Raw genomic sequence first — 25011 nt, forward strand, 5'->3', positions numbered from 1 at the left:
CCTCAGCTATAGGGGGCTACATGGACGTGAGAGCTATTCTGTTGCTGGCGGCTATGGCTGCCGGCTCGGCATCTGCACAGCAGGTGCATAAGTGCGTTGAAGGTGGGAAGACCAGTTACCAATCTGCACCGTGCGCCAACAGCGCGCCCCAAAAGACGTGGGATGCCACGCCGCAATACGACACATACGAAAACCAGCTGCGCCTGGAGCGTATACGGCAGGACATGCGTCAGCGTGATCAACGGCAGTCTTACCAGGCATCGTCTGGTGGTGGTGTCAGGGGTGTCGTGGTCAGCCAGTACAAAGAGCCTGATCGCTGCCAAGCAGCCAAAGATCATCGGGACGCGGTCTACCGTGCAGCTGGCATCAAGCGTTCGTTTGAGCTTAGTCGGCAGATGGACGACAAGGTCTACGCCGCCTGCAAGTAACGGCGTGTAGGGGTGACGCCTATGGCGATCAAGGTGGGGCCGGTCAGGTCGTGGCCCGTGCATCAAAGCTCGTTTTTCCGTGGAGCCGCGATGAGACAAGAGCGATGCCAGTAGGAGCTTGAGCAGGCCCACGAGGTACCTCACTGCGGCCGCCGGTGGCTTTACATAATATACATTATGCGAAATGGCGTATCGAACCATCCGACGCTTTGTCGGCTCCGGCTGGCGCTGGTGAAGACGAAGCAGGTAAATCTGCAACTTGGCGCCACGTAAAGCTGCAATTACTTCTTTTGTTCGAGGGATCTGCGATCGTGCCCTACTCTGCTTCGGGTTTGCCAGTGGCGGGCGCCGGCGCAGCGAGATCGCTGCCGCCGATCTTCGCGACCTGCGTCGGGTTGGCGAGGCGGGCTATATCTACCGGCTGGTGCACAGCAAGACGCAGCAAGCCGGCGTCACGGCCACGTCGACACCGGATAAGCCGGTGCTCGATCGGGCCGGCCTCGCCCTGAAGGACTGGCTGGACGCAGCCGGGATCACCGAAGGGGCGATCTTCCGGCGACTGTGGAAACAGCGGGCGCCCGGCCGCGGTCGGCGAGATCGTGCAGCGGCGGGCCCGTCTGGCCGGGTTGGAGGGCGATTTTGGCGGGCACAGCCTGCGGTCGGGGTTCGTGACCGAAGCCAGTCACCAGGGGTGTCACTGCCGGCAATCATGCAACTGACTGAGCACCGGTCGGTGTCTAGTGTGATTGGATACTTCCAGACCGGAGGCGCGTCCGCGAATCCAGCTGCCAGCTTGCTAGAAGACTAACTGCCGGCGATGCCGTGAACCAGGGCATGCTTACCCCAAAGACCTTCCTTGTTCGCTCTCTGCCCGTGCTTCCGCTAGGTAGCAGCGGGCATGACCATGCGCACTCCCCGTACAGCGGGCTAAAAATCCCCCGACAACCTGACGACGGGTTCGAGCCCTCCCCTGCCCCGGAACAAAGAAAAACAACGGGTTAGCCTTTTCATTCCGGCCCTTCCCGTTTGGGCAGGCGAGCTGCGGCCCGATGTGCCAGCTACCCGCCGAGCCTGGGCGGAGGGATTTCAGGGATGCGCTTAGATAGCTCAAAGACATGTGCCACCCACTTCCACGGCAAGCCTCGCCGACGTGGCGACGGGATGACCCCTCACCTGCGAGCGCTGCACCGTTCCGAATCGGACATTTGCCAAGCAATCCATGAACTGCTCTAGACTAGGCCTCGCAAAGAGGCAAAGCGCTTTATGGGGACGGAGAGACTGGTACGTAGGCCGGATTCGCAAGGAGCATTAGATGGCAAAGCAAACGAAAGCCCCCGAAAAGGTGGGCAGGGTGAAAATTCGCCTCGTTGAGTTCGAGGTCGAGGGCAGTGACCAAAGCATCCAGGAAAGTTTGAAGAGCATCGCGGCAGCATTGAATCGCGGCGTTTCGCCGTCTGCGGCTAGGCCCATGTACATCGGGTCTGGCAATCAGAGCGATGAAGAGTTCGATGAAGAGTCGGAAGAAGGCGAAGAAGAAGGTGTCATCGAGAGCACGAGCACCCGTGTTCCAAGGACACCAAGGAAGGCGCCGACTCCGAATATCTTGGAGATCAATTTCACCGACGTCTCACCCACGTTAAAAGAATTCGTCGCGCAGGCAACTCCGAAGCAAGTTCTCCAGAAATACCTGGTAGTTGCTTACTGGTACAAGCACACACGCGGCATCACTGACCTCGCCCAAGATCACTTCTTTACGGCATTCCGGCATCTGCAGTGGACTGTACCGAAAGATCCCTCGGGGCCGATCAGGGACCTGCGCCACAAGCGCCGTACGCAGATGGGGGCCGGGTCTACGCCTGGCACAAGCACCATCAATCACATTGGCGAAAACATTGTTCTCGAGATGCTGAATGGCACCGAGTGATATCAGTCACTGGACGGCCTCGATAAGCGATTTCGCCAAGAAGGGCATTCCCACGCAAACGGAAGTGTTTGCGTGGTACCTGCACGAAGCCGAGGGTAAGGAACGCTTCTCAACGGGCGACATTGGGAGCTGCTTCGACAAGACGCATCTCCCAAGACCGGCGAATATTGCCTCTACTCTCACGAAGCTGGTAGCTAAGAAGCCCGCAAGAATCATTAAGGACAAGTTGGGTTACAGGCTTTCTGCATCGGCTCGACAAAGCCTGCAAATGAGCTACCCAATTCGCCGATCAAGTGCGATGACTACGAAGCTGCTGAACGACCTCCTTCCGCGCATTACTGACAAGAACAATCGCGCGTACTTGGAGGAAGCACTGATCTGTTTCGGATACAAGGCGTACCGCGGCGCCCTGATCATGGCGTGGAACCTGGCCTACAGTGACGTCGTGGACCGCATCTACGCGAAAGGTCTAGCCCAGTTCAATACCCAAGTGGGAACTCACAACTTTAAGCGTCCTATCGTCAATCGAACTGACTTCGCCGATCTGAAGGAATCCGATGTTATTAAAATTGCTCGGGCAGCGAAATTGATTAGCGGTGAGACCCTAAAACTTCTTGAAGAGAAGCTGGGCAAGCGAAATTCAGCAGCCCATCCCTCTGGAAAGGTCTTCGTCGTTGTTTCCGCCGAGGAGTTCATCTCGGATCTTGTTGAGAACATCCTCCTTAACACAAACATCTAGAACGACGTCTCAACCGTTAGAGTGGACGTGAACCTCAATGGATATGACTGATGACGCTTGAACGTTTGCTTCTGGATCACAGTTCCTACGCCACTGCCGGCTTCGAGCAAGCACTCCGCATCTCCATGCACGCAGCCCTCGTCAAGTCCAGGCCGAAGAAGCCGCAGGAACCGGATATCGTGGCCATGCTGGTGCAAGAGGGCACACCCTACATCGCCAACACCTTGCGCGGCATCCTCAACCCGTACGGGCTCACATGCACGGTGACCTCGGTTTTCTGCCATCAACGCCCGTTGGTTCGGACGGGGAAAGGCGTCAAGGGCTGCGAACTCGGCGACATTCTGCTGGTCCATCGGCACTACAACGCGGCTCAGCAGGCCGCGCGCAGCAATGCACTGCTGTTGCAGGCCAAGTGGTGCGGTGCAGCAGGACATGCCGTGGGCGCGAACGAGCAGGTACAACTGCGGCTGTATCAATCGTGGCCGCCATTCGAATACTTCCAGACGGGCGCCCCGCTCGATGGGCAGCAGCGCGACGTGACCCCGAAATTGGCTCACGGCGGTGCGCAGTACTTGCTACTCGATGATGGCACCGGCGGACTTTCGGCATCAGGGCTGCTGGGATGGCCGGGCACGTATTGCATGACCACGTGCCCTCCAAGCCAGAAGCTCTTCCCGTGCTTCCCATTCTCCACCGAACTGCTCCGCTTCGTCGTCGGCGTTAGCGGCCGCCCGTTCGAGGACGATCTCGACCTGGATCCGAGCAACTGGAGCCAGGTCGTCTGGGACTTGCTGGCACATGGACTGCGCAACGTTTTCAACCGGCGTCGGGTCGGCTTGCAAGGTCCCTCACGTGCCGCGGGTGATCCCCTCATGTCCACCCTAAGTTTCATGACCAGTTGCCTGTCCGGCGATGGCATCCAGGTGGTGCCGGGATCGGAGCGTAACCAGATGCAATCGCTGCTGCTGCGAACCCTTGGCCAGGTACGCAACGGAGGCGACCGTGTGCCGCCCGGCGAGTTCGCGCCGGAGATCGGGCAGGATGAAGAAATCCCTGGAGTCTCCATCGTGTTGATCGAAACCACAGAAAGAGGCTGATACGCGGGGCAAGCGCCGGTAGCCTGCATCAGTCCCCGGCCACCGACGCCAGAATCGGACCGACCGGGAACACGCTCTCCCAAAGCAACTGATCACCGGCGACCCGGCCAAGCAGCGCCACGATTCCGGATCGGGAGCAGAAATGCAGATGGCTGATTGTGTAGCCGGGGTGGCTCACGATCCCCCAGTACTCACGCCCGACGAACAGGGTCGCCTCGTCGATCTGCCGCGGATCGCCGCGTACCGCGCCATCATCCTCGTAGTCGACGACCCAGAGCGTGCCATCGGGCACGACCAGTACCGGGCAAATGAAGGTGTTGCAGAAGCCGTTCTCGCTATCCGCGTGATGCTCGGTAGCATCGAACACCAAGTCGGCGGCCGAAGCCAGCGCCTGGCTCCACTTGTCGAACACTTGCCCATCACCCGATACAAACTGGCCCTTGTCATTCCGGCCGATCTGGGTCGTGGCCTTGCCAACGAACTCGCCTGCCGGGTATAGCGAATCCTCATTGCGGAGGCTGGCGGTCCGCGCGTTGGCGTCCAGCCCAGGGACCCGGAACGGGCCGCTGGAGTCATCGTCGTCATGTGACCATATGACCTGATGGTAGCTCTCCTCCGGAATGCGGCGGATCCGTGAGATCAACAGCGGAAACGACGGACTCAGACTCTTGCACTCGATTGCCAAGTCGATGCGGTTATCGCCGTGAGCGCGGAAAACGCGCAGATCGTATCGTCCTGGGTTGCCAAGAACTCACCTATGTCGGCGACCCCAATGGGGGTGTCACTCTTCCTCGCCATGATCTGCTCCAGATTCCACCAAGCGCTCAATCATTGTCGCAGACGCGATTCCTCCGTGCTCGATGAAAGCGGTTGCCTCGCAGCCAGTCCATCCTGTCTGAGTGGATTGCGTTTTAGGACACGCTGCCAAGTCTCCTGTACAAAAGCATCCTGCGCCATTCAAAACTGTTCGGCGCGAACCAGTGCGGCCAACCATTGCTCAGCTCGTGGTTATGGAAGGCCCGCCGTTTGGTCGTCCATCAGGGCGTAAATCTTGATTCGGACGTCCGCTTCGGAGCGAAAATCCGCTCTCCTTACCCCCGATAAATCTTCCTAATCCTAGCCTACCCACTGGGCAAAGGTCCGCTCTCGGCCAGAAGCGGACATCTTCATGGGAGGCCGCGCCGGAAGCACTGGCTGATGTCCGCTTCAGGTCGGAAGCAATCCATTAGATAACCATCAGGCTACTGGGCCCCTTGGGCTCTGTCGAACCGTCGGGCTAGCGCAAAAGTGCGATGACGAAGACTCTGCGGAAAATGTTCGTTGGCAGCCACCGGATCTACCAGGTTGACCAGTTCGCTGTCCAAGCTTGCCCCGTCTTCAATCCACCGAACGGTCAACTCTGGCCAATAGGGAGTTGGCCAGCGGAGCCCAGCTTTGATGGCCCCACGCATCAACTCTGGCGACGTGACGTCCTTATGCGACGACTCAAGGTGCACAACAAGCTCACGGCTGTCCACTGGTTTTCCCTATATCGTGCGTTGCGCGGAGTCTCCGCTCCAGTTCGGATGCTGCCATGTCGAGCCCACGACTGCTTTCGGCCAGAGGTGGTCCCTCATGTGAGGGCAACCTTCGAGCAGGTTCCTATTTCGTAAAAAATTGCTGGTATTGAACCACGGCTTCACGGTATTAAGAAAATCCGATTCGCGCGGGAGGGGGTAATCAATAATTAGTTTATGCGGAAAGCATCTCTCTGACCTTCCTGAAACGCTCATAGACGTTGTGATAACCCTCTTTCTCGATCATGCCTCTAAGCATGTGATCGTTATTGTGCCGAACAAGATGAGCATCCGAGAACGACGTCTTCACAGTAAGCAGCCGTTCCTCTTTTGTGAGATTCTCTCCAGTCCAATCTATTTCTTCGTAGAACTTTTCCAGCAGAATCTCATAATCTCCCCAGTTCAAAGAATCGAGGACTGCACCAACCCCTGTCAAGTCGCCTAGATCTAGGAGATCTTGGCGGGAGAGTGATCTATTCTTTGCATTTGAGGGAATTGCATTAACCGCGCAATTTACGGCTTCAAGTGGCAGCCTGTTTTTCTCCAAGTCAACCTTTAGGCGAATGCGCACTGCTATCTCAATTGCCTCGATGGCATCTTTCAATTGTCGCTTCTGTTCTACGTATTCACTTGCAGCTGGCTTCTGTAAGGCCTCACGAATCAAAGAAAGAGACACTTCCGGGAGTTCATTGTGAAACTCTATGAGGCCATATCGCTCTAGGTGAAAAGCAAAGGTTTCTCTGAACTCGTCGTCACCCCAGATTTCCGCATAGGCCTGCGCCCCTCCCATTGCAATATCCCGAAGCAATCGCTCTTCATCAGGAGCCACCTTGCCCAAGTGCTCTAGAAACCACGCTACCTGATTGAAAAGATCTCTCTTGCGGCGCTCAAATGCCTTGCTGATATCTTTCTTGTCGATTTGTTTTCTTGCAGAGCGCCCGGGAAATAAGTCATGAACTGCGGTTCCGAGTCTGCGTAGTAGTAGCGGGTGCCCGCCCACCAATTCGTAAATTTTATCTAGCGACTCTGATTCAAAAGTTAGACCCATACGGCCGCCCAGGCCGGTCAGTAAGGAGTTAGCTTCGGGTTGAGTCATCGGGCCCAAGTACATCCGTTGCATTTCATACAAAGGATTCGGTTGATCCTCCAACGCACCCTGCTCCACACCAGAAGGGTTCACGCCGCCAAGCAGGTAGACCAGTTCCGCAGGCGAATCGAGGCCTCGCTTTATTGATTGGAGAGTGTTCCAGAATGAAAAAAAATCATTCCGCCAGAAACCATCTTTCGCCAAATGAGGGTAAAGATAATCACACTCATCAAGGATAAATACTAGCCTAACCGAATCCCTTCCAGTTGCGGTCTTAAGAGCCCTCGCAGATTTCAAAAGCGATGCAATATCTTTTTCAAATGCATCCGCCAGCAGGCGTTCATCGCTTGTTCGCTTGGAAATGAGGCTGGTTAGCTTCTCGGCTTTGGCGTGAACTTTTGATTCTAAATCTTTTGCCAATTGTTGAAGCTTGGATTGCCATGCTTGGACTAGCGTTTGTGCGAGATGCCACCACCGCCCCGCTGTTATTGATGTAGTGTTGCCTCTGAGAAATGCCGTGGCAGTAATGGCCGAATCGTCATCGGTGAGAAGATCTTCCAATCTGCCTAGCAACGAGCTTTTACCTATTTTTCTGAGGCCAAAAACAGCGACAGGCGCCCCATTTATTACTTTGGCAAGCAGCTCATTGACAACCAGCTGACGACCAAAAAATTCGCTTGGATCACGCACTGGCTCCGCTTCTGCGAAAAAGTCGCGACGCCACAAAGAAGAGCTCAGGAGTGAATACAGTCGCTCCTTGGCCGAAGGTGCCGTTTCTAGCCCTTGCAAGCGCATTAAAACAACAGTCGATCTATTTCTTTGCGCCCATGCTGCGCAGAATGCATCGGCAATCGGAGCGTCGGATGTAACAATTCGGACAGTCCCATCGAGTCGATCAATAAGGTTTGCCGGTGGAGAAAGATTCAGCGTTCTCTGATGGAAGTCGGATGAATGGCCATTACCGATGACGAAACACTCTTGTCGGAGGCCGAAGTGATCGGCTACCTCGGCAGATGGCTTGACGATTGCCAGCCAGACGTTCAAAGAGTTTTCGCGAAACCACGTTACTTGAAATCCCTCTGAAAGCAACTCCAGGGCGGGCGTTGCACCGTCCTTAGTTATCCCTTGGGCAGAATCAAACGCCGGCCTTGCATCCCTATGAAAATTGATCGCCACAGATCCTCCATCTTCGAGCGTGGTTTGACAGCAAACCAGTATCATGGCACTGCGCTATGGCAGCGTCTACGTTCTTAGCGAACGGCAAGTCTTCGCTGATACTTACAGAAGACGGAAAGCTAGCTTACGGGCGTTTGCTTTCGCTACCGAGGTCAGCTGTGGGTCCAGAGCGGACGCTAGCACTATTGGTCGTGTTGCCAGGTGCGGGCGCCTCCGCTTTCGGCCAGTAGCAGACCTCTGCCCTACCCCTGATAACGATCCCTTATCACTAGGGTCACGGACCTAGGGAATTCCCGTGGGCCATAGCCCCTGATTTGCCTCGTATGGGGCAAGTAAGGGTCCAACTGTGCACGCTGGCCATCGTCGGCCACCCACGTACCGATGGAGCCCAGAAATGTCCGCTTCCACCAACCGTCTCCCACCCGGCGTGGAATCGCGGCGCAGGCGCAACGCCGAGGTGCGCCTCGCCTGTGCTGGAATCAAGCCGACGCTTTCGCCGCAATCTTGATCGACTTGACGTTCACAAACTCCTTCAGACCTTCCGGGCCGTGCTCGCGACCATACCCCGACGCCTTCACCCCACCGAACGGAAGCGATGGCGATGCCACGTCGAAGGTGTTGATGAAGATCATGCCGGTGTCGAAGTACTTGCTGGCCAGCTCCCGCGCACGCTGCACGTCGCGGCTGAAGATGCCGCCGCCCAGGCCGTAGCGGCTGTCGTTGGCGATGCGCATCGCATCCTCATCGTCCTCGGCGCGGATGATGGCCGCTGCAGGACCGAACAGCTCATCTTCGTAAGCAACCTGCCCCGGGGCAACATCTGCCAGCACGGTAGCCGGGTAGAACCAGCCGGTGCGGTCCGGCACTTCACCGCCCACCAGAAGACGGGCCCCTTGCGAGACGCTCTTGGTCACCTGTTCGTGCAGCTTGTCGCGCTGCGCCTTGGAGACCATGGGGCCGAGCTGGGTGTCGTCGGCATTCGGGTCGCCCATCCGGATCGCTTCGAACGCCTTTGCATAGTCGCTGACGAAGGCGTCGTAGTTCTTCTTTGTCACGATGAAGCGCTTGGCATTGACGCAGGTCTGGCCATTGTTGAACAGGCGGCCCTTGACGCAGGTCGCCACCGCCAGATCCAGGTCGGCATCGTCCAGCACCAGATAGGCATCGTTGGAGCCCAGCTCAAGCACGGTCTTCTTGAGGGCCGCGCCGGCCTTGGCTGCCACGGTGCGCCCTGCCGTCTCGCTCCCGGTCAGTGTCACCGCTCGCACCAGATCGTTTTCTACGATGTCATTGGATTGATCGTGGCTGATCAACAGCACCCCGAACAGCCCCTTGGGCAGCCCGGCACTTTCGTAGATGTCACGCAAAAGCAGCCCACTGCCGGTGCAGCTCTCGGCATGCTTGAGCAGTACGCCATTGCCTGCCATCAGGCTGGCGATGGAATAGCGGATCGCCTGGTAGGCCGGGAAGTTCCACGGCTGAATGCCGTAAACCACGCCGATGGGCGCGTGGGTCACGATGCCTGTGGCACCGTCCACATCGCGCTCCTCATCGGCCAGTACGACGGGCCCCTGCTTGGCGGTGTAGTCACAGATACCGGCACACAGCTCGATCTCGGTGCGGCTGTCTTCAATGAGCTTGCCGACCTCGTCGGTCATCAGCTGTGCAACTTCTTCCTTGCGCTCGCGAAGTGCTTTTGCGATGCCAGCGATGACGGTTGCGCGCTCATCCAGGCTGCGCAGACGCCATTGCAGAAACGCTTCATGGCTTGCCTTCACGACGGCGGCGGCTTCGGCATCGGACATGTAGGAATAGGTGGCTAGCACTTCCTCGGTCAGCGGATTGATCGTGGTGAGTTGCTTGTTGGGCATGGAAAGAGACTCTTCGGTTCAAAAGCAGGTCCGTAGAGGGTCGCCGCCGTGCAGTTCCTCTGCCGTGAATTCTTCAGCGACGCGCCTCACTGGAAGTTCACTGGCTCTCGTTGCTTCAGTGCGCGTTTGGGACGGGAGCATCACATGTGTTCCGCATCGCTGCTTGGAATCTCAGTAAAAATACTGACCGCAGGACAGTGGATACGCGCTTGTCGCTATGCGGCATGCAGACGACAGTGGTCATGGAACCTTATGAGCCCATTGCCATGCGCCTGATGCCTTGCGTGTCCTCGCTTTCGCTGATGTCGATCCTCCTGCTTCCCGCGTGTCAGCGCCAGGAGAACCCGCCTGCCCGGTCGGAAGCAGCACCAGCGCCGTCACCGGAGACCCGACCCGCGACAGCCGACGACCAGGATCAGGCAGAGGCGCGCGCAATCGCGAAGGAGGCCTACATCTATGCGTTTGCGATGCTCGAGAATTACAACACGCTCTACAAGCAGGTGGCCACGCCCGAGGCCCCGGAGTACGTCGGCGGCTTCGGCAGGTTCCGGCACTATTCCGAGCTGTACACGCCGGACAACCACGATGTGGTGACGCCCAACAACGACACGCCCTACTCCTGGGCCTGGCTGGATCTGCGTGCGGAGCCCTGGGTCGTGACCGTGCCCAAGGTGCCCGAGGGGCGTTACTACGTGCAGCAGTGGGTGGACCTGTTCACCTACAACTTTGCCTACATCGGTTCGCGCGCGACCGGCAACGGGGCGGGCAGCTATCTGATTGCCGGGCCGGGCTGGAAAGGCGCCAAGCCGGCAGGCATCAAGGAGGTGTTCCCATCCGAAACCTCGCTGGTCCTAACGCTCACGCGCACCGCGTTGAACAGCCCTGGGGACATCGCCAACGTCAAGAAGATCCAGGAAGGGATGAAGCTGCAGCCTTTGAGCAGTTACCTGAAGACCCCGGCGCCTCCGGCGGCGCCGCAGATCGAGTTCCCCCCGTATGACGCTGAAAAGGCGCATTCGCACGACTTCATCCGCTATCTGAATTTCCTGCTGCAGTTCACCCAGCCGACGAATCCGGACGAAGCCGGGCTGATGGCGCGTTTCGCCAGGATCGGTATCGGTCCCGGGCAGCCCTTCGATGCCACTGCGCTGAGCCCGGCCCGTCTGGCCGCCATCGATGCCGGCGTCGCCGATGCCAAGGCGGCGATGGCAGAAAAGGCCAAGGCGACCCTCTCGTCGAATGGCCTGTTCGGCTCGCGCGCGTTCCTGAAAAACGACTACCTCACCCGTGCCATCGGGGCCGAGAAAGGGTTGTATGGAAACTCGATCGAGGAGGCGTGGTACGGCGGGTATGTCGGCGACGGTAACGCGCTGTCGATGATCCACTTCAGCAAGGACGCCCTGCCCCCGGCGAAGTTCTTCTGGTCGGTCACGCTGTACGCACTGCCTGACCGTTTCCTGTACGCCAACGACCTGAAACGCTACTCCATCGGTGATCGTACCCCCGGACTCAAGTACGACGCCGACGGCGGGCTGACGCTGTATATCGGCCACGCCTCCCCCGGGAAGGAGGAGGAGAGCAACTGGTTGCCGGCGCCGGCCGGCCCCTACAGCGCTGTCGGGCGTGTTTACGGCCCGAGCCGCGCCGCCATCGAAGGCAACTGGAACCTGCCTCCCCTGCAGCCGGTGCCGAACCCGACCCCCTGATTCAAGGAGAGATACATGTACCACCATCGAATTCGATCGGCTACGGGAATCGGGATGCTGCTTGCCCTGGCCAGCGGCATGATGCTCAGCGCCTGCGGCGAGCGATCGTCCGACAATGAGAAGGACCGCGACGCCGCGGCAGGGCACGCCCCCGCCGCATCCCCTGCTGCTCCCGCCGTATCGGCAGACACGGCTGCGCTGGAAGAAGCCAGGACGATCGCGCGCGACGCCTACGTCTACGGTGTTCCCATGGTGGACACGTACAAGACGGTCTATGCGTTCAACGTCGACACCTCCAACCCGCAGTACAAGGGGCCGTTCAACGCCATCCTGAACATCGCCCGCGTGTTCACCCCGGACGACACTGCATTCGTGACGCCGAATTCGGACACGCCCTACTCCTTTGCCATGCTGGATCTGCGGGCAGAGCCGGTGGTGATCACCGTGCCCAGGATGGCGAAAGATCGCTACTTCGTCTTCCAGTTGATGGATCTCTACACCTTCAATTTCGACTACATCGGCAGCCGCACGACCGGCAATGACGGCGGCAGCTTCCTGATTGCCGGGCCGGGCTGGAAGGGTGAAGCGCCCAAGGGCATCACCAAGGTGATCCGCTCGGAGACCGACCTGGTCAGCGTGGTTGGCCGCACCCAGCTCTTCAATGCGGCAGACCTTGAGAACGTGAAGAAGATCCAGGCCGGCTACAACGTGCAGCCGTTGTCAGCGTTCGCCGGGACGCCAGCACCGCCGCCGGCGCCCGCCATCGCATGGATCACGCCCACGCCGCCAGCGCAGGATCGGACATCGCTGGAGTTCTTCAACCAGCTAGCGTTCCTGCTGCAGTTCGCCCAGCCGCCGCACCCGAGCGAGGCTGCCCTGCGCCAACGCTTTACCACGCTGGGTATCGAACCGGGCAAGCCCTTCGATGCCAACCGCCTGCCGCCGCCCATGCAGGCCGCGCTCAAGGAGGGTATGGCCGAAGGGCAGAAGCAGATCGATGACAAGCGTGCGTCGCTGGGCGGCAAGACGGATGCCCTGTTCGGCAGCCGGGACTTCCTGAAGAACGACTACGTCGCCCGTGCAACGGGGACCCAGGTGGGCATCGGTGCTAACTCCCGCGAAGAGGCGATGTATCCCATCCTGGACAAGGATTCCGAAGGCCAGCCCCTGGACGGCAACAAAGGCGCCTACACCCTGCGCTTTGCCAAGGACCAGCTGCCGCCCGTGGACGCCTTCTGGTCGGTCACCATGTACGGACTGCCGCAGCAGCTGCTGGTCAAGAATCCGATCAACCGCTACCTGATCAATTCGCCGATGCTGGCTGGATTGAAGAAGGATCCCGACGGTGGGCTGACGATCTACATCCAGGCCGATTCGCCCGGCAAGGAGAGGCAGGCCAACTGGCTGCCCGCTCCCAAGGGACCGTTCGTGATGTTCATGCGCTACTACCGTCCCCAGCCGGCGCTGCTGGAGGGCCGCTGGACCACCCCCGCCGTGGTCAGAACGACCGACGGCGGAGCAGCGGCGAAACAAGCCGATCAGTGACCCGGCTAGCGATCCCCGGGCGCCGGAACGTCGCCAGTGTCGAGCTCCCACCTCAGCTCAAACGTCAGCTCAAGCCGCTGACCTGGCTGCAGGTGGTTCGGCGCCAGCGTGAACCCATCGGGCGGGCCGGTCTGTGGCTCCACGCAGGTGGCGTGCGCGGCGCCGTCGTAGATCACCCAGTGATCGGTGTCCGCTCGCATGCGCAGCCGCTGGCCGGCTGAGACGAGCATGACGTCGGCGGGGCTTACAAAGCAGTCATCCCAGGGGCCGGGCGCCGGACTCACACAGGGCAAGGTAGCGATGCCCTCCCCGTCCCGGGGGTACATCCCCTTGGGAGCGAACAGCAGTTGGTCCGGTTTGCGGAACCAGGGATGCCAGCCGAGTACGGCTGGCATCGGCTGGTCGCCAGTCTGCACGGCAAGTTGCAGATCGAGGCCGTCGGAATGCACGTGGATGGCCTGTGTCGCTGTGCCACCGAAAGGCCAATACCCATCCTCAGGAAGCGCCAGCGACAGCGCCGCGCCGTCCGCCCCGAGACTGTCGATACGCCATGGCCGTGAGAAGCCAACGCCGTGGATCGCGTGCCCGCGGAAGTTTGTCGGCAGCTCATACGGCTTGCCATCAAAGGCAAAGCGCCCCTGCCGGATCCGCCCGGCCCACGGCACCATTGGATAGCACCCCCATCCAATGGCGGCCGCCCCACCCTCGTGCTCACCCACCAACCAGTCCACACCGTCATAGCGAATCTGCGCAATGCGTCCACCGGCCTCCGGTGCAAGCGCGACCTCCAGCTTTCCTGCCCGCAACCAGTAGAGGCGACCACCCGGCAGCGGCGCCTGCGCATCGTCTTTCGGTGACGCCGCTTCAAACGCCATACGGATCGATCGTCCGGATGCTGCCGTCCGCCTCCATGTGCAGCGGCGTGCACTTGACCGAGCGCAGATGGGTCACGCCGCCGGACAACAAGGCGTCGTGATAGAAGAGATACCACTGGCCCTCGAACGCGCAGATGGAGTGGTGCGTGGTCCAGCCCACCACGGGCTTCAGGATCACGCCGCCATAGGTGAACGGTCCGTACGGACTGTCGCCGATGGCGTAACACAGCAGGTGCGTATCGCCCGTGGAGTACGACAGGTAGTACCGCCCATCGTACTTGTGCAGCCACGGCCCTTCGAAGAACCGGCGCGCGTGATCATCAGCCCGCAGCGGCTGTCCGTGCTCGTCCAGGATGACGATCTCGCGCGTGGGCTCCGCCAGTCGGGTCATGCCCGCGTCCAGCCGCGCTACACGCGGGCCCAGTGCAGGCGCATCGCCGGTGGGCTCTTCGTGCGCCGCATCAAATCGGTTGTCGCGGTACTTCTGCAGCTGGCCGCCCCAGATGCCGCCGAAGTAGAGGTAATGCGCGCCGTCGTCGTCCTCGTACACGGCCGGGTCGATCGAGTACGTGCCTTCGATCGGCTCGGGCTCGGCGGTGAACGGGCCCTCGGGGCGATCCGCGACCGCCACGCCGATCCGGAACATGCCCTGCCCGTCCTTGGCCGGGAAATAGAGGTAGTAACGGCCGTCGCGGTGGGCCGCATCCGGCGCCCACATCTGCTGCGCGGCCCAGGGCACGTCGCGCAGATGCAGCGCTAGGCCGCAGTCGGTGGCCTCACCTTTGGGGGAGTCCATCCGCAGCACGTGGTAATCCTCCATGCGGAAGTGGCCACCCTCGTCGTCGAAGGACGCGCCGCCGTCGATATCGTGCGACGGATAGAGGTACAGGCGCCCTTCGAACACATGGGCCGAGGGGTCGGCCGTGTAGATGTGGGTCACCAGCGGCGGGGAGATGGCATGCGCCGCGAGCCGATCAAGGGTACTTCCCTGCCGACGCAGGTGCAGGTCCTGCTCGATGCGCGTCTCCATCCCTTTGTCGATCTTGTAGAGGAAGAGCAGTGCAACGGCGACCAGGAAGGGAATGGAGCAGTAGAGGCTCACCGTCAGGCGGATGCCGTCCACCACCGCCTGGGGCTGTTGCTCCGCACCGGCCTGATAGCCGTGGTGCGCAAGAATGCCGGCGACCAGCGCACCGCCGATGCTGAGCCCGATCTTCAACCCGCACAGCATCGCGGAGAAGATGATCGCGGTGGCGCGGCGATGGTTCTTCCATTCGGAGTAATCGGCCACATCGGCGATCATCGCCCACAGCAGCGGGATGGTGATGCCGTAGCAGAACCCGTGCAGCATGAAGGCGCCGAAGGCCACACCGACCGCCGTGGGCGGAAACAGGTAGAACACCAGCAGGAACACGGTGGACACCAGCAGTGCGCCACCGAACACGTCACGTTTGCCGAAGCGGTCGGCCAGGCGCCGGGAGACCCCGATGCCCAGGATCATGCACAGGATGCCGCAGGCGTTGAACAGGCTGAACGCCGAGGTCGCCGGGTCCTCCGGCCAGGTGAAGCCGGACAGGCCCCACTCGTTGAGTGTCGCGTTCAATCCGCCGATGAAGCGGTTGAAGCCGGTGGTGTCGAGGAAGCCCGCCAGCGCAGCCTCGCTCATGTAGTACTGGAAGTAGTAGATGTAGGTGCCGCCCTTCAGGGCCAGGTTGATGAAGACCAGCACCGTCAGGGCCAGCATCACCTTCCACGGCCGGTTGTGCAGCAGGTCGGACAGGTCCTGCATCACCCCGCCGGTCTGTTCCTTGGCCGGCACGATGCGCTCGCGCGTGGTGGCGAAGGTGACCAGGAAGAACAGCGTGCCCACCACCGCGAACACCGTCATCACCCGCTCGAAGCCCTGCACCCGATCCCCGTCGCCCAGGATCAGCACCAGCGGCAACAGCAGGACCTGGATGATGAACTGCGCGATCATCACTGCCACGAAGCGGTAGGCCGAGAGGCTGTTGCGCTGGGCCATGCTGCCGGTGAGCACGCCGCTGAGCGCGGAGTACGGAAGGTTGTTGGCCGCGTACACGAACATCAGCAGGCCATAGGTCACCAGCGCATAGAGAACCTTGCCCTGCGCGCCCAGGTCCGGCGTGCTGAAGGCGAGCAGCGACAGCACACCGAACGGGATCGCCGTCCACAGGATCCAGGGCCGGAACTTTCCCCACCGGCTGACGGTGCGGTCGGCGGCAATGCCGATCAGCGGCGTGAACACGAAGGCACCCAGCAGGCCGATCACGAAGATGATCGTGGCCGCCGTGGCGGGCGGCAACCGGTACACATCGGTATAGAAGAACGCCAGGTAGGTGATCAGCGTCTGGAAGATCAGGTTGGCCGCGAGGTCGCCCAGGCTGTAGCCCAGCTTCTCCCGGACCGACAGCGTGTGCTCGGGGGTATCGCTGTGGCGGGCATCAATCACGACTCGCCTCCACCGTGAAGCGGCTCCGCACGCGGGCATCGGCGCTTGAGCCGCCTATCCGTACTTCGTATGCCCCGGGCCGCACGACATAGGCGCCGCGCGCGTCGTCGTACTCGCGCAGTGCCTGTTGCGCGTCCAGATCGAAGGTCACGGTGCGCCGCTCGCCCGCAGCCAAGTGAACACGTTGGAAGCCGCGCAGCGTCTGCTGCGCATCGCCTGCCCCAGCCGCCAGCCGCCGCACGTACAGCTGCACCACTTCATCGCCCGCGCGTTTGCCGGCGTTCGCCACCTCCACCTGCACCTTGAGCGTGCCGTGGTCGGCGATGCGGGGCGCGTCGAGGCTTGGCTTGCCGTAGTCGAACCGGGTATAGGAGAGCCCGTAGCCGAAGGGATACAGCGGGGTGCCGTGGAAATAGCGGTAGGTGCGGCCTTCCATCGCGTAATCATCGAACGCGGGCATTGCCTGGTCTGCGCGGTAGAACGTTACCGGCAGCCGGCCGGCCGGATTGACGTCGCCAAACAGCGCCTCGCCCACGGCGGTGCCGCCGCGTTGCCCGGGATACCAGCTCATCAGGATCGCGGAGAGGTTCGTCTGGGCCCACTCCACCGCCAGCGCCGACCCTCCGGTCAGCACCATCACCACCGGCTTGCCCGTGGCGTGCAGCGCTTCCAGCAGGGCGCGCTGGGTAGCGGGCAGACGCAGGTCGGTGCGGTCGCCGCCGGCGAAGCCCGGATAGTTGACCGTCATCTCTTCGCCCTCGACATCGCCAGTCAGGCCGCCGACGAACACCACCACGTCCGCACTCCGGGCGGCATCGACGGCTTCTTCGAACGGCGGCTTCGCCCCGGGCATGCGCCAGCCCAGCCGCACGCCGGCGTCGCGCTCGGCATCGTAGTACTCCAGCGTCAGCTCATAGGCACGTCCCGCCTGCAGGTCCAGATCGACACCGTCGCTGCGCAGGCGATCACTGTTGGCCCAGTGGTCCAGCACCCGCTTGCCATCCACGTAGAGGCGGAAGCCGTCGTCGGCCGCCGCCTCGATCCGGTAGCGGCCGGATACCGGCGGCAGCAGCTGGCCACGCCAGCGGATGCTGAAGCCATCGTTGGGAATGCCCTGCCCCGGCGCCGCTTCGCCGCGGGCCAGCAGGTTGTCGGTCGGCGAGCCGCGGTCCCAGCGGAACCCGATCTGGGCATCGGTGCGCACCAGCGCCGGCGTCCCTGACAGATCGGGCGTACGGAAGTACTCACCGCGCAGTCCACGTTCCGGGGAGTCGGCCGAGGGCCGCAGATACGCCGCCTCGATCAGCGGCGTCGCGCTGGGATCGTCGCGCCCTTCGACCAGGTCCACACCACGCGCATAGCGCACCTCGATGCCCTTCGCCGCATCGCGGATGCCCTGCAGGATCGTCACCGGTGCCGCCGGTGTGCCGAAGTAGTTGCCGAGCAGTGCCATCGTGTCATCGGCCGTGGGGCCGACCACCGCAATGCGCTTGAGGTTGCGTGACAGCGGCAGGACGCCATCGTTCTTCAGCAGCACCAATGATGCCTGCGCGGCCTTCAGGGCCAGCGCATCGTGCGCCGGGGCCTGGTTCACCGAGGCCGGAATCCGTGCCCAGCGCACGCGCTCGGGCGGATCGAACATGCCCAGCCGCATCCGCGCGGTGAACAGGCGCGTCACCGCATCGTCGATCTCGGCTTCGCTGATCAGGCCTTGGCGTACGGCGGCCGGCAGCGTGGCGTACTCCTGGCCGCACTCCAGCTCGGTGCCGTTCTTGACCGCCAGTGCCGCCGCAGCTTCGCGGGTGGGGACGATGTTGTGATGCTTCCAGATATCCACGATGGCCCAGCAGTCCGACACCACGTAGCCCTTGAACCCCCACTCGCGGCGCAGCACGTCGCGCAGCAGGAACTGGCTGGCGCTGGCGGATTCGCCGTATACCCGGTTGTAGGCCCCCATCACCGCATCCACCTGGCCCTCCTTCACCAGCGCCTCGAACGCCGGCAGGTAGGTGTCGTACAGATCGCGCTTGCTGGGGCGGGCATCGAAGTGGTGGCGATCGGCCTCGGGACCGCTGTGCACGGCAAGGTGCTTGGCCGTGGCGTCGAGCTTGCGGTACACCGGGTCGTCGCCCTGCAGGCCGTGCACGAAGGCGACGCCCATCCGCGCGGTGAGGTACGGGTCCTCACCGTAGGTTTCCTGGCCGCGTCCCCAGCGCGGGTCGCGGAAGATGTTGATGTTCGGCGACCAGTAGGTCAGGCCCTGATAGCGGCCATGCGCCCCCTCGCGCACGAACTGGTGATGCTTGGCTCGCGCCTCGTCGCTGATGGTGGTGGCCACCCGCCCCATCAACGGCACGTCGAACGTGGCGGCCAGCCCGATGGCCTGCGGGAACACCGTCGCCTGCCCTGCCCGCGCGACGCCGTGCAGGCCTTCGTTCCACCAGTCGTAGGCCGGAACGCCCAGGCGCTCGATGGCGGGCGCGGCGTTCTGCATCTGGGCGGCCTTTTCTTCCAGGGTCATCTGCCCCACCAGCGCGGCGGCGCGGGTTTCAAAGCTGGCCGATGTATCCAGCCACGGCTGGGCGTCGGCGGCGTGACTGGTACTCGCCACTGTCATGGCAGCGCACAGCGCCAGCGTGCGGAAGATGGGGCCGCGACGGCCGCGGTGGAGGGAAGACGTACGCGTCATCAGTTGCTCCTCAAAGCGCGCTCATCGCGCGCGAATGGTCCCAGCAGGGCGCCGACGAAGCCGCCTGCGCGATCCGTACTCAATACCGTTCCGTCCACGTCGCCCGCGAGGGTCTGCCAGCCACGCCCGTCGTCCGTATCGAACGCGAAGGCATAGCGCCCCTCGTCACCGGCGATCTTCAAGCGCAGCGACGTGGCTGCGGTCACCTCACGCGTGGCCAACGTGCGGGTCACGCCGCTGCCGTCGCGCGCTTCAAGGAAGATCGCCACGCGATCGCCGCCGAGGCTGCGCACGCCCAGGAAGTACCAGTACGCCTCGTTCTGGAACGCAGCAAGGCCTGCCGCCACACCCGCCCCCGGCCGCGTCATGTCGGTGCTGGCCTCGAAGCGCAGGTGCTGCTGGCGACGCCCGAGGAAGGCGGGATTGCGCAGCGTGTCCAGGTTCTCCGTCAGCGGATGCACGGCCAGGGCGCCCGGACGCAGGCTGAGGTCTGCCCACGCCTGTTTGGGGACGCGTACCTGCACCCATCCGGTGCCAAGCGTGGGTGCATCGAAGTCGTCGCGATCGATGAAGTTGCCGGTCGACGGTGCCTGCGCGGCATCGCCCTGCATCCATGACGGTACCTTGACCGCATACGGAATGGTCTGCTCGGCCGGTAGGATCACTGGCCAGCCGTCACGCCATTGCACGGGCAGCAGATACGTCTCCCGCCCCGTGTTGTAGTGTCGCGTCTGGTAGTTGCGGCTGGCCAGAAACACGGCCCACCAGGTGCCGTCCGGACCTTCCACCAGGTCGGCGTGCCCGGCATTGGTGATCGGCAGCGGCCGGTCGTCGGGCAGGTCGCGCTGGGTGAGAATCGGATTGCCCGCATACGGGAGGTACGGCCCCCACACCTGGCGGCTGCGCAGAACCACCTGGGAATGCTGCGGGCCGGTGCCACCCTCGGCGTCGGAGAGGTAGTACCAGCCGTCGTGCTTGTAGATGTGCGGCCCCTCGATCCAGATCGGGTTCTTCGCCGGCTCCACGCCGCCGTCGATCAGCACCCTGCGCGGCCCGACCGGTGTGAACGCGGCCAGATCGATCTGCTGCATCCAGATCGCGCGGTGACCCTCGTAGCGTGGCGGACCAGGCGGAACATCATTGTTCACCAGGTAGACGGCACCGTCGTCGTCGAAGAACAGCGACGGGTCGATGCCATCGATGCTGGGCAGCCAGTGCGGATCAGACCAGGGGCCGGCCGGATCGCGCGCGGTCGCGATGAAGTTGCCGCCGCTGTCGACCGCCGTGGTGACCACATAGAACACGCCGTCGTGGTACTCGATGGCCGGCGCGAAGATGCCACGGGAGACGTTCAGGCCATCGAAGTCCAGCTGCGTGGGGCGATCGATCACGTTGCCGATCTGCTTCCAGTGCACCAGATCGACGCTTTCGAATACTGGGATGCCTGGGAAGTAGGTAAAGCTGGAATTGACCAGATAGAACCGGTCATTGGCGCGGACGATGCTCGGGTCCGCATGGAAGCCGGCCAGGATCGGGTTGCGGTAGTGACCGGCGGGCAGCGGAGTATCGAAGGCCGCGTCGTGACCGGCATATTCGAACCAATCGAAGTAGACCGGCGGCGCCGGCGTGGCACCGAGCGATGGCGCAGCAGGCAGCAGCAGGAGCAGCGTCGCAGTCAGCAGGCGCATCAGGGGACCTCCGCGGCGGTGAGGGAAATCTCGAAGGGGCCGGCCGGCGCACCGCTGCTGTCGCGCAGTGTGCAGATCGGGCCGTCCGCCCAGCAATAGCGCACACGCAACGCGCCGCTCCGGTAGTGCCGGCCGCTGGCCGGCTCCACGCAATCCATGCAATCCAACACAACCTCACGCCCCTCCAGCACGGCCTCGGCATAGTCGCAATGCCGCGCATCGGCATCACAGAGCTCGAATCCTATGGGGCCGTTCGCACCGGTCGTGGCCAGGGTGCCGGTGACGTTGTCGAACGCGAGCCTTGTTTCGCCCTGCGCGCGCGACGCCGTGCGAACCGTCGGGCCGGAAGGTGCCAGCGCCCGTTCGCCGTAGACCACGTGACGCGCCACCCGGGCGAGGCGCCGGCCCAGCTCCTGTTTGCTGGGCGGGTGGATGTCGTACGCGTCGCCGATGTCGATCGCCACCGCGAGCCCGGTATGCGGGTCTTCCGCCGCGACGCGGCGCTGCGCCTCGCGCACCTGTGCCCAGCCACTCTCGCCCGGGGCTTGAGGCGGCTGCCCATAGCCGGCCAACTGCACCACCAGCAGCGGCATCCGCGCACCGAACCGGCTGCGCCAGTCATCGCGCAGGCTGCGCAGCCGGTTGGCATAAGCGGCGCCGTCACCCGTGTTGGACTCGCCTTGGTACCAGAGCATTCCACGCAGGCCATAGCCGCCGAGCGGCGCGATCATGCCGTTGTACAGCGTCGACAGACCCGTGGCGGCATGCCAGGGCGCCAGCGGCGGTGCCTGTGCACCGGCCGCCACCCGGTAGTGCCACGGCGCGTCCAGGACGATGCGCGTGCCGTCGTCCAGCTCCACCGCATGGGCGTCGGCCGGTCCCGACAGCCCACCCTCGCCGTAGGTATCCAGCACGTTGATCACCACCGTGTTCTCGCCGGCGTTCAAGAGACCGGCGGGAAGGGTATAACGCCGCGCCTCCGCTGCACCGTACTGGCTGCCCACCGCCACGCCGTTGACCCAGGTCATGTCCGTCTCATCGACGGCGCCCAGCGCAAGCCGTGCGCCCTGCGCCGCCTGCGCGGCGGTCAGCGTGACCTGGGTGCGGTACCAGACCATGCCGTTGTACGCTGCAAGCGCCGGCACGCCCCAACGCTCCCATGCCCCCAGCGCGGCGGGGGCCGTGTGCCATGCCGTGTTGTCTTCGCCCGGCTGCCAGGGAGTGTCGCCTTGCAAGGCTCCGTCGCGCATCGACCACCACTGCTGCCATACCTCGCCCCAGCCCGCGGTTGCCGCCGCAGGGTTGCTTGCGTAGACCGTGAGCAGGTCAAGCGCGGGGTCCATGCCGCCCTGCATACGCAGCGCGTCGGCGCTGGTCCACGCCTCGATCCGCGAGCCGCCCCACGCCGCCTGGATCAGCCCCATCGGGACGTCGACGGTCTTCTGCAGTTCACGCGCGAAGTAGAAGCAGGCGGCGGAAAAGTCGCGCACCGCGGCTGGCGACGCCGGCTTCCACGCGGTCGGCGCCGGGAACGTGCTCTGCGGCGTAACGGCTGCCGCCTTGGGCACGGTGAACAGGCGGATCGTCGGGTGCGTGGCGGAGGCGATCTCACTGTCTGCGTCGAGCGCGCGCCACACCGGCAGTTCCATGTTCGACTGCCCGGAACACAACCAGACATCGCCCATCTGTACGTCATGCACGTTCTGGGTGGCCGTCCCTGCGCGGACGGTCATGTCGTGAGGGCCGCCGGCGGGAATGGGTTTCAGCGTTGCATGCCACTGGCCGCCGGCGTCCGCGCGCGTGGTGACGGTTTGTCGCGCGAAGACCACGGAGACCGGGGTGCCGGGCGCAGCATGGCCCCAGACCGGAATCGGCTGGTCGCGCTGCAGCACGGCGTGATCCTGGAACAGCGGATGCAGCAGCGGTGTTGCCGGTTCCTGTGCCACGGCCGTCATGGCAGCGCATGCCACGGCGGTCGCCAGCATCCAGACGATCACCCGTGTCCGACTCATCGCCCATCTCCCGGCGCGGAAGGAAACTGCAGGCGCTGGTACCACGCCAGCGCGTGTGGCGGCGCGGTTTCGCCCGCAGGCAAGGGCCTGCCGCTGACCGACTGGAAGTACGCGACACTGGCATCGCGCCACCACTGCGCTTCGCGCCGCTGGATGCCGAGGAAGGCGGCGACCTGCGCATGCCGCTGCGCATCCACCCTGCCCTGCAGGCCTGCCCAGGTGGCCTGCATGCCCTCTACCTGGCGTACACCCAGGGAGTAACGCCCCACCAGTTCGTCCCACAGCGGTCGTCCTGAGGCCATGCGGTGATCCCACGGGACATGGTGGAACCACAACAGCAGCGGCTCCGGCACCCGTGCCAGGTCGCCGTACACGGCGGCCACCTCGGGGGAGTACTGGGCCACCGCGTTGCTGCCGCGCGCGGTGCGATCGAAGCCGATGCCATCGCGGTCGGCGCGGTGGTAGTACACGGCGGTCCAGTCCGCGCGCGGACCGCCGTCCACCCAGGGGCCCGGCCCGTAATGGTGCCCGCGCGCCATCAGGTGGTGCAGGCCCAGCGGCGTCATGTAGTTCACCGCGGTCTCGCGCGAGGCCATCATCATGTCGACGATGGGCGCCACCACCTCGGGATCCGGCGCAAACGTCATCGCTGCCCAGTCCACCGCGATGTCGCGGGCGGACTGGTCCGGATTCCAGGCAAGACGGCCGAAGGCGTACCAGTTGGCCTGGTCGAAGTGCGACCCACTCCAGGTGCGATCGCTGCCGATGTTGGCAACGCCGGCGATCCCGGTCAGGAGCTGCGCGACCGTGGCGCCCGCGCTGCCTGCATGGGTATCGGACTGCAGCACCTCCTCGTACAGCGGCCCCAGGTACACCAGATGTGTGGCGAAGCCGAGATACTCCTTGGTGATCTGGACCTCCATCATCAGCGGCGTGCGTGGCATGGCCCCGAACAGGGGATGAAACGGCTCCCGCGGCTGGAAGTCGATGGGCCCGTTCTTTACTTGCACGATCACGTTCGGGCGGAAGTCACCGTCCAGGCCGGCAAATTCGGTGTAGGCCTGCGTGGCGCGGTCCTCGGGCACCTCATGCGCGTAGACGAAGGCGCGCCACATCACCACGCCGCCATGCGGTGCCAGCGCGTCAGCCAGCAGATTGGCGCCGTCCGCATGCGAGCGGCCATAGTCCTGCGGTCCGGGCTGTCCTTCCGAATTGGCCTTGACCAGGAAGCCGCCGAAATCCGGAATGCGCGCGTAGATCTCGTCAGCCTTGTCGCGCCACCAACGTTGCACGTCCGGGTCGAGCGGATCGGCGGTTTTCAGCCCGCCCAGCTCGATGGGGGCGCTGAAGCGCGCGCTCAGGTACACGCGGATGCCGTACGGCCGGAACATGTCCGCCAGCGCGGTCGCTTTGATGAGATATGCCGGCGCAAGGCTCTGCGCGCTCGCGTTTACATTGTTCAGTACGGTGCCGTTGATGCCGAGCGAGGCGTTGGCACGCGCATAGTCCGTATAGCGTGGGTCCCGCCACTCCGGCAGGGTCTGCCAGTCCCACAGCGAGCGGCCCGCATAGCCGCGCTCCACGTAGCCGTCCAGGTTGTCCCATTGGTCGAGCACGCGCAGCCCGAGCCGTGGCGATTCGCGAACCTCGAGGTCATCGAGTGACGCACCGGTCTGCAGCAGTCGCAGCAGATGGAACACGCCATACAGCACCCCGATATCCTGGCGTGCGGCCACCAGCAGCACCTCGCGCCCGCCGATGTGCGCACGCCTGAGCAGGTAGCCGTCGTCGCCGAGTGATTCCATCTCCTTGCGGAGCGGCGCGATCACGGCCGACGAATCGGGGGTGCCCAGCACCACGCTGGCCTCCGCGCTGGGCGCGATCTGCATCCGCGGCGCGCGACCCAGCAGGCCGGTGAGGCCACGCACAAGCTCCTCGCGCGCGGCACGCTGCGTCGGGGTCTGATCGGGGGCCACGACCCCGCCCAGCCGTGTCCGGTAGTCGGTCGCGAGGGCAGGTTCCAGCGGTGCGTAGCGCAGCCAGAGGGCGTAGCCGTCCTCTGCGCGCACGCTGCCCGCGCAGGCGAAAAGTGCCAGGGCGACACCCAACATCCAGTGACACCGCTCGACATTCCGGCGGAGCAGCAGC

The 25011-nt window shown here is 63.2% G+C and carries 15 protein-coding genes and 2 pseudogenes; 7 read left to right on the plus strand and 10 right to left on the minus strand.

The genetic code is table 11. The features are described from left to right. The first annotated feature begins 20 nt into the window (after positions 1 to 20). The 5 genes and pseudogenes from AC1DIQ_RS05140 (at position 21) to AC1DIQ_RS05160 (ending at position 4188) form a co-directional block, all read left to right on the plus strand. Positions 21 to 428, plus strand: coding sequence for a hypothetical protein (locus AC1DIQ_RS05140; RefSeq protein WP_478049548.1), 408 nt, complete (start codon positions 21 to 23; stop codon positions 426 to 428). Between the two features lie 292 nt (positions 429 to 720). Next, a pseudogene (locus AC1DIQ_RS05145) lies at positions 721 to 1236 on the plus strand (site-specific integrase); the annotation flags it as partial. A gap of 504 nt (positions 1237 to 1740) precedes the next feature. Beyond that, positions 1741 to 2352, plus strand: a complete 612-nt coding sequence (locus tag AC1DIQ_RS05150) for a hypothetical protein (RefSeq protein WP_478049549.1) — start codon at positions 1741 to 1743, stop codon at positions 2350 to 2352. Continuing rightward, a complete protein-coding gene (locus tag AC1DIQ_RS05155; RefSeq protein ID WP_478049550.1) occupies positions 2339 to 3091 on the plus strand; it encodes a hypothetical protein in 753 nt (250 codons plus the stop codon). Before AC1DIQ_RS05150 ends, AC1DIQ_RS05155 begins: the two co-directional genes overlap by 14 nt. 50 nt (positions 3092 to 3141) lie before the next feature. Next, positions 3142 to 4188, plus strand: coding sequence for a hypothetical protein (locus AC1DIQ_RS05160; protein ID WP_478049551.1), 1047 nt, complete (start codon positions 3142 to 3144; stop codon positions 4186 to 4188). A 28-nt stretch (positions 4189 to 4216) separates the two neighbouring features. On the opposite strand, the gene AC1DIQ_RS05165 is transcribed toward AC1DIQ_RS05160, so the two are convergent. The 3 genes from AC1DIQ_RS05165 to AC1DIQ_RS05175 all read right to left on the minus strand — a co-directional run bounded on the left by AC1DIQ_RS05165 (position 4217) and on the right by AC1DIQ_RS05175 (position 9878). Continuing rightward, positions 4217 to 4831 (minus strand): hypothetical protein, encoded by a 615-nt coding sequence (locus tag AC1DIQ_RS05165; protein ID WP_478049552.1) that lies wholly within the window; start codon positions 4829 to 4831, stop codon positions 4217 to 4219. Positions 4832 to 5919: 1088 nt separating this feature from the next. Continuing rightward, a complete protein-coding gene (locus tag AC1DIQ_RS05170; RefSeq protein ID WP_478049553.1) occupies positions 5920 to 8007 on the minus strand; it encodes an nSTAND1 domain-containing NTPase in 2088 nt (695 codons plus the stop codon). Positions 8008 to 8486: 479 nt separating this feature from the next. Continuing rightward, positions 8487 to 9878: an aldehyde dehydrogenase family protein gene (locus AC1DIQ_RS05175; protein ID WP_478049554.1), complete on the minus strand. Its 1392-nt coding sequence runs from the start codon at positions 9876 to 9878 to the stop codon at positions 8487 to 8489. A 266-nt stretch (positions 9879 to 10144) separates the two neighbouring features. Between AC1DIQ_RS05175 and AC1DIQ_RS05180 the strand changes: the two genes are divergently transcribed. Both AC1DIQ_RS05180 and AC1DIQ_RS05185 read left to right on the plus strand, forming a co-directional pair. Continuing rightward, complete coding sequence (locus AC1DIQ_RS05180) at positions 10145 to 11584, plus strand: DUF1254 domain-containing protein (protein ID WP_478049555.1); 1440 nt, start codon at positions 10145 to 10147, stop codon at positions 11582 to 11584. Positions 11585 to 11638: 54 nt separating this feature from the next. Next, positions 11639 to 13129, plus strand: coding sequence for a DUF1254 domain-containing protein (locus AC1DIQ_RS05185; protein WP_478049556.1), 1491 nt, complete (start codon positions 11639 to 11641; stop codon positions 13127 to 13129). Between the two features lie 5 nt (positions 13130 to 13134). On the opposite strand, the gene AC1DIQ_RS05190 is transcribed toward AC1DIQ_RS05185, so the two are convergent. The 7 genes and pseudogenes from AC1DIQ_RS05190 to AC1DIQ_RS05220 all read right to left on the minus strand — a co-directional run bounded on the left by AC1DIQ_RS05190 (position 13135) and on the right by AC1DIQ_RS05220 (position 24974). Continuing rightward, a complete protein-coding gene (locus AC1DIQ_RS05190; RefSeq protein ID WP_478049557.1) occupies positions 13135 to 14004 on the minus strand; it encodes an aldose epimerase family protein in 870 nt (289 codons plus the stop codon). Continuing rightward, positions 13994 to 15010 carry a glycoside hydrolase family 43 protein gene (locus AC1DIQ_RS05195; RefSeq protein WP_478049704.1) on the minus strand — a complete coding sequence of 339 codons (1017 nt, stop codon included), beginning with the start codon at positions 15008 to 15010 and terminating at the stop codon, positions 13994 to 13996. The genes AC1DIQ_RS05190 and AC1DIQ_RS05195 overlap by 11 nt, the downstream gene beginning before the upstream one ends. Beyond that, positions 14987 to 16513 (minus strand): annotated as a pseudogene (locus AC1DIQ_RS05200) (MFS transporter); the annotation flags it as partial. The pseudogene AC1DIQ_RS05200 and the gene AC1DIQ_RS05195, both read right to left, overlap by 24 nt. Next, positions 16467 to 19091: a glycoside hydrolase family 3 protein gene (locus AC1DIQ_RS05205; RefSeq protein WP_478049705.1), complete on the minus strand. Its 2625-nt coding sequence runs from the start codon at positions 19089 to 19091 to the stop codon at positions 16467 to 16469. The gene AC1DIQ_RS05205 and the pseudogene AC1DIQ_RS05200, both read right to left, overlap by 47 nt. A 71-nt stretch (positions 19092 to 19162) precedes the next feature. Continuing rightward, positions 19163 to 20851 carry a glycoside hydrolase family 43 protein gene (locus tag AC1DIQ_RS05210; RefSeq protein ID WP_478049558.1) on the minus strand — a complete coding sequence of 563 codons (1689 nt, stop codon included), beginning with the start codon at positions 20849 to 20851 and terminating at the stop codon, positions 19163 to 19165. Next, positions 20851 to 22863, minus strand: coding sequence for a sialate O-acetylesterase (locus AC1DIQ_RS05215; RefSeq protein WP_478049559.1), 2013 nt, complete (start codon positions 22861 to 22863; stop codon positions 20851 to 20853). Before AC1DIQ_RS05215 ends, AC1DIQ_RS05210 begins: the two co-directional genes overlap by 1 nt. After that, entirely contained in the window at positions 22860 to 24974 is a 2115-nt protein-coding gene (locus AC1DIQ_RS05220) for an alpha-glucuronidase family glycosyl hydrolase (RefSeq protein WP_478049560.1), read from the minus strand. The genes AC1DIQ_RS05215 and AC1DIQ_RS05220 overlap by 4 nt, the downstream gene beginning before the upstream one ends. Positions 24975 to 25011 lie beyond the last annotated feature (37 nt).

It is taken from the genome of Stenotrophomonas sp. 05L413, from assembly GCF_056397945.1.